The 6,384-nt window shown below is 40.3% G+C and carries 7 protein-coding genes; 6 read left to right on the forward strand and 1 reads right to left on the reverse strand.

All coding sequences use genetic code 11. From position 1 onward, the window contains the following. The first annotated feature begins 11 nt into the window (after positions 1-11). From F565_RS0113015 to F565_RS0113030, 4 genes are all read left to right on the forward strand, one after another. The gene (locus F565_RS0113015) at positions 12-818 is read left to right on the forward strand and encodes an MbnP family protein (RefSeq protein WP_020213678.1); all 807 of its coding nucleotides are present in this window, start codon (positions 12-14) and stop codon (positions 816-818) included. A 64-nt stretch (positions 819-882) separates the two neighbouring features. Beyond that, a complete protein-coding gene (locus tag F565_RS0113020; RefSeq protein ID WP_026300046.1) occupies positions 883-1,926 on the forward strand; it encodes a cytochrome-c peroxidase in 1,044 nt (347 codons plus the stop codon). A 5-nt stretch (positions 1,927-1,931) separates the two neighbouring features. Then, the gene (locus F565_RS0113025) at positions 1,932-2,885 is read left to right on the forward strand and encodes a transporter family protein (protein WP_020213680.1); all 954 of its coding nucleotides are present in this window, start codon (positions 1,932-1,934) and stop codon (positions 2,883-2,885) included. 91 nt (positions 2,886-2,976) lie between these two features. Further along, positions 2,977-3,441 carry a hypothetical protein gene (locus F565_RS0113030; protein WP_154652603.1) on the forward strand — a complete coding sequence of 155 codons (465 nt, stop codon included), beginning with the start codon at positions 2,977-2,979 and terminating at the stop codon, positions 3,439-3,441. An 87-nt stretch (positions 3,442-3,528) separates the two neighbouring features. Here F565_RS0113030 and lysS read toward each other — a convergent pair whose 3' ends face one another. Continuing rightward, the gene (gene lysS, locus F565_RS0113035; RefSeq protein WP_020213682.1) at positions 3,529-5,223 is read right to left on the reverse strand and encodes a lysine--tRNA ligase; all 1,695 of its coding nucleotides are present in this window, start codon (positions 5,221-5,223) and stop codon (positions 3,529-3,531) included. A 156-nt stretch (positions 5,224-5,379) separates the two neighbouring features. On the opposite strand from lysS, the gene lipB reads away from it, so the two are divergent. Next, positions 5,380-6,114, forward strand: a complete 735-nt coding sequence (gene lipB, locus F565_RS0113040) for a lipoyl(octanoyl) transferase LipB (protein WP_020213683.1) — start codon at positions 5,380-5,382, stop codon at positions 6,112-6,114. A 79-nt stretch (positions 6,115-6,193) separates the two neighbouring features. Next, positions 6,194-6,384, forward strand: a 191-nt coding sequence (locus F565_RS23105) for a transposase (RefSeq protein WP_020213684.1), incomplete at its 3' end; no start/stop codon positions are given.

Raw genomic sequence — 6,384 nt, forward strand, 5'->3', positions numbered from 1 at the left:
AAATAACAAAAATGAAAAATACTTTATTAAAAAGCATTGCCCTACTGGCAATTACACTTGCATTTACTTCTTGCAGCGACGACGATAACGCAGTTAACAATGTTTCCGGTACCGGTACTATAGGGATAGAATTTGATAATTCTTTTGCAGGAAACGACCTGATATTAAACACACAGCCCAATACAACATCTAACGGTGAGGTTTTAAAAATCAGCACTATTAAGTACATCGTGAGCAACATTGTGCTTATAAAGGCCGATGGGTCTGTTTTTACTTATCCTAAAAGCGAAAGCTATTTTATAGTAGATGAGGCAAATGCTAATACCCACGTTTTAAATCTTAGTAATGTGCCGGCGGGCGACTATACAAAGATAAAATTTGGTATAGGGGTAGACCAGGAACAGTTTAACCTTGGTGCATCAGGACAGGGAGATTTCCTGGCATTGGCTCAGGCGGCAGACATGCTTTGGAGCTGGTCGGCCGGATATAAATTTTTAGCTTTCGAAGGTACATTTACATCGCCTACAGTTACTACTGCTACGCCATTTATGGTGCATACCGGCCAGACCGGTACGGATTATAATTACACCGAAATCACTTTAGATATGCCATCTAAAGCATTGGTGCGCAATACAATTACTCCTGTTGTACATATCGTAGCCGACCTTTCTGAAATTATTGATGGTACTAATAAAATTAAACTGTCAGATAATAACATGGGCGGTATGGGTGCCATGATAATGGGTGGGGCTAACCTGCCACTTATTACTGCTAACCTAAATAGTATGTTTAGGATAGATCACGTACACAACGACTAACAACAGCTTAAAATATTGCCCTTCAGGGTTTGTAAGGGCAATGTTTTTATTAAAAATTATAACCATGAAAATATACTATTTTCTTTGGGTGTTTGCGCTGTTGTTTGTAAGCTGTTCTGATAATGAAGGTACAGAAGATTATACTAACCTTCCGCTAAGTGTAGTGGTGCCTTCTAACTTTCCTGCTATGGCTTATGATATTAGCCAAAACCCGCCTACAGAGAAAGGTTTTGAGCTGGGTAAAAAGTTGTTCTATGATGGGCGCTTAGCATCAGATGGTTTAGTGTCCTGCGGGTTTTGCCACATGCAGGAATATGCCTTTACCCATCATGGGCACACTGTAAGTCACGGGGTAGATAACCTTGTGGGCACGCGCAATGCACCACCTATACAAAACCTTGCCTATCAAACTTCTTTTATGTGGGATGGCGTGAGTACACACCTGGATCTGCAGCCCTTGATACCGCTTACCAGCCCTATAGAAATGAACGGTAACCTTAATGCTATTTTAGCAATGATGAAAGGCGATGCTGCATATAAAAAACTGTTTAATCAGGCATTTGCAGATGGGGCTATAACTACAGAGAATATGCTTAAGGCATTGTCTCAGTTTATGGTTATGGTAACATCTTCTAACTCTAAGTTTGATAAATACCGACGCAACGAGCCGGGAGGGACATTAAACAGCGACGAGCTGGCGGGTTATGCCACTTTTAACGCTAAATGCGCCTCATGCCACGCTACCGATTTAATGACCGATGAGTCTTTTCGTAATAATGGCCTCGCCGTAAACCCGATGGTAAATGATGTAGGGCGCTATAAAGTAACAGAGCTTGATGCCGATTATTATAAATTCAGGGTGCCAAGCCTGCGCAATGTAGAAAAAACAGCTCCTTACATGCACGATGGCAGGTTTGGAAGTTTAGAATCTGTAATGAACCATTATTCATCGGGCGTAACAGATTCGCCAACGTTAGACCCTCTATTAAAATCTAACGGAACTTTAGGGATACCGCTTACTGCTACAGAGAGATTGCAGCTTGTGGCGTTCCTTAAAACACTAACCGATAATCAGTATCTAACCGATGCGCGATTTTCAGAATATTAAATACAATGAAGAGTACAATAGTAATTATAATTTTTGCCCTTTTTAGTACCACTATTGCAATTGCAGGCGATGGAAATTCTCCCCCGCCCAATTTCGCAAAATACCTTTATGAATTTGACGACTGCGATGCCTGTGGCTGTTCGGCAAGTGGGGGCGGTATGGGCTTTAGCTCTATGTTAGACCGTAATTTTGTGGGCATTCGCTATTTTTATCAAAGTTACAGCAGCCGCGATGGTATTTTTGCCAATTCTCCCTGGGTAGACGAGAATTTTAATACCATACAACTGTGGGCAAGGATACCGGTTTATAAAAACTTTGAGATATCTGCGCAGGTGCCCTACCATACTAATAACAGGGCACTTTCTACAGGTAAGCAGCAAATAGATGGTGTGGGCGATATTACGGTTTTAGGATTTTATACTATTTATCAAACCACGAAAGACAGTACTGTCTTTACACATACTTTAAAAGCGGGTGGAGGTGTAAAAGCACCGGTAGGTAAATACGACAGCGCTAATAATGGCAGTGTGAACCCCAGCTTTCAGTTGGGTACCGGAGCCTGGGATTATTTATTGGCTGCTGAGTATGTGATTAAGAAACAAAACCTGGGTTTTAATGCTATGCTTAACTATGCTTTTAAGTCGAAGAATAAGGAACAATACCAGTTTGGTAACCAATTAAACTATGCAGGGACATTTTTTTATGTAATAGAAAAAGATAAATTTACCATAGTACCGCAGGCTGGCCTTGCCGGGGAGGTTTATGCTACCAACAGGCAATATGGCCAGGATGTGCCGCAAACAAAAGGCGATATACTATTAGGTAAATTAGGGCTTGAGGCTGGTATGGGTAAATTCTCTGTAGGTGTTAATGGCATGCTGCCTATATCTCAAAACTTGACCGGTGGCAGGGTAGAGGCAAACTACCGTTGGTCGGTTAATTTAAATTATAGTTTGTAATAACTTGTAAATAATTATACCTTCATGTAATTTTAAATGTTTTTTTTAGTTTTTAGATATACTTATAAAGGTTGTTTAATACAGTATGCGAATGAGGTATAAAAATATGAGGGGATTTATTTTGGTAAAGCAGCGTGCTAAGAGTATCATAATAATTTGTGGTGCTTTACTGTTCGTGGGTTGTTGGAATATTGGCGCTCCCCGTACCGATAAGTATGTAATGGATGAAAGGCAAATTGAGCAGAATAGCTTTCCGGTTCCTGATTTCAGGGTTATTTCGTTCCCACCACAAAAAATTATAAAGGTAAATTTTTATATAACAGATTCGCTTGCTCAGATGCCGGATAGCATTAGAGTTAATTCTAAACATTACACTTATCCTTTAGTATTTGAGAAATCTGAAAAAAGGAAAGACACAACAGACTACTATTATTTTAAAGATTTAAAAATGGGTGATTTAAAATGGTATTTAAGAAATAATGCAGAGAAAATTACTCTTAAAATGTATAAAAAGCAAGATTCAGCTGTTTATGTCTTTCAACGGGTTGAATACTAAAGATTCTAAATTTGTAATAAATATCTATATGTAAAAAGTAAAGCTGCCTGAGGGGCAGCTTTATCAATTTATATTGAAAACCGTAAGTTATCCTTTAAACTCGACAGTCTTTAAATCGCCATCTACAACAACTTTTATAAGGCCGTGTTTAGTAAGGCCTTTCATGGCAGCATCCCATTTTTTACCGCTTAATGCTGCTTGTGTTTTAAGCGCATCAAGGGCAAGCTGGCTGCTCACTTTAAGTATCTCGGCAATTGCCTTCTCATCTTCGGTAAGTTCCACCTGTTTTTTCTCAGGCCTCATTTGCGGAAAGAACAACACCTCTTGTATCGATGCATTATTGGTAAGGAACATTATTAAACGGTCCATACCTATACCAAGACCCGATGTTGGCGGCATGCCGTATTCAAGCGCACGTAAAAAGTCATTATCAATAAACTGAGCTGCTTCTACATCGCCACGTTCTGCTAATTTAAGCTGTGCTTCAAAGCGCTCGCGCTGGTCTATAGGGTCATTAAGTTCAGAGTAAGCATTGGCAACCTCTTTACCACAAATCATAAGCTCAAAACGCTCAGTAAGTTCCGGGTTATCGCGGTGCTCCTTACAAAGTGGGCTCATCTCCTTAGGGTAATCAGTAATAAAAGTAGGCTGTATAAAGTTACCCTCACATTTTTCACCAAAAATCTCATCAATAAGCTTGCCCTTGCCCATAGTATCATCTACGGCAATGCCCATACCTTTAGCAGCTTCAAACAATTCCTGTTCTGTTTTGCCTGTAATATCAAAACCGGTATATTGCTTAATGGCATCGGTCATGGTAACGCGGGCATAAGGCGCTTTAAAGCTTACTGCATGTTCGCCAAAAGTAACATCGGCAGTGCCGTTTACTGCAAGGGCACAATGCTCCAGCAGGTTCTCGGTAAACTCCATCATCCAGTTGTAATCCTTATAGGCTACATATATTTCCATAGCGGTAAATTCAGGATTGTGTGTCCTGTCCATACCTTCGTTCCTAAAATTCTTAGAAAACTCGTAAACACCATCAAACCCACCTACAATAAGGCGTTTTAGGTACAGCTCATTAGCAATACGCATATAAAGCGGAATGTCTAAGCTGTTGTGGTGTGTAACAAATGGCCTTGCTGCTGCACCACCCGGTATAGGTTGCAGTACAGGAGTTTCCACTTCAAAGTAACCTTTGTCGTTAAAGAAACTGCGCATGGCATTAAACATTTTTGTGCGTTTTACAAACACCTCTTTAACCTGCGGGTTAACTACAAGGTCTACATAACGCTGGCGGTAACGCAGTTCAGGATCGGTAAAGCCGTCAAATACATTACCATCTGCATCTGTTTTAGGCAGGGGTAAAGGGCGTAGCGTTTTGCTTAAAAGTGTAAAGTTTTTTACACGTATCGATTTTTCGCCCACCTGGGTAGTAAACAATTCGCCTTCTACACCTACAAAATCACCAAGGTCAATCAGTTTTTTAAACACCTCGTTATAAAGCGTTTTGTCTTCGCCGGGACAAATTTCGTCACGGTTAATATATATCTGTACACGGCCTTCGCTGTCCTGTAATTCTGCAAATGCTGCTTTACCCTGAACACGGATAGACATTAAGCGTCCTGCTGCCACCACCTTCTTGCCTTCAGAAAAATCGTTCTTTACCTGCTTAGATGTAGTATCTACAGGATAAAGGTTTGCGGGATAAGGATTGATGCCGAGGTTTCTCAGCGCATCCAGTTTTTCTCTACGAATGATTTCTTGTTCTGAAAGCTGCATGATTTATTAATGTTTTAAGCCCGCAAAGATAATGATAATTAACAAATAAGCAATTTGCAGCAGGGTAACAATTAGTATATAACATCTGTGCCTGTTATTGTGTATTGCGTGCCATTAAGTTTCGTAAATTTGTACAACAATTTAGAAGCTATAGCAATGAACAAGCAGATAGAATTTAATGACCTTGGCTTACAGGATTATAAAGAGGTGTGGGAGTATCAGGAAAAACTTTTTCAGGATACCGTAGACCTTAAAATTAAGAACAGGAGGGAAGAACTGACTGCCGAAACGCAAAACCACCTTTTGTTTGTAGAGCACCCGCATGTGTATACGCTTGGCAAAAGCGGCGATATAGAAAATTTGCTGCTTAACGAAAAACAGCTTGAGGCAAGAGGCGCTACCTATTATAAGGTAAACAGGGGTGGCGACATTACATATCATGGCCCCGGCCAGATTGTAGGTTACCCAATACTGGACCTTGATAACTTTTTTACAGATATACACAAGTACCTGCGTTTTCTTGAGGAGGTAATTATACTTACCATGGCCGATTATGGACTAACAGGAACACGTAGTGATGGCGAAACCGGTGTTTGGCTGGATGTGGGTACGCCTTTTGCCCGAAAAATATGTGCTATGGGCGTGAGGGCATCGCGTTGGGTAACCATGCATGGCTTTGCCCTTAATGTAAATGTAAACCTGGGTTATTTTGATAATATAATACCCTGTGGCATTAGAGGCAAGGCAGTAACCTCTATGCATGCCGAACTTGGCGTGCCTGTAGATGAAGCTGAAGTAAAACAAAAACTGCTTAAATATTTTGAACAGCTTTTTGAAGCCGAAATAGTAAATAAGACATCGGCAGATAAAAAGAAGCCGTCTCAAAACTGAGGCGGTTTTTTTATGCATTTTTTTGGCAGAAAGTTTATTTTTTATTATATTCAAGTATTGATTATCAATATTTTAAGCGATGAAATTTAAGCCCTACAACCAGAACCAGTCGACTCTTTTCCCTCATTCGTTTGATGAATTAATACCTGCGCATCATCCGGTCCGGGTTATTAACTCCGTTGTAGAGAAAATAAATATCCAGCCGTTACTTGAAGCCTATAGTAAAGAAGGAAATCCTGGGTACCATCCCAAAATGCTTTTGAAGGTGAT

The organism is Flavobacterium rivuli WB 3.3-2 = DSM 21788, assembly GCF_000378485.1.
In the GTDB taxonomy this organism is placed as follows: domain Bacteria; phylum Bacteroidota; class Bacteroidia; order Flavobacteriales; family Flavobacteriaceae; genus Flavobacterium; species Flavobacterium rivuli.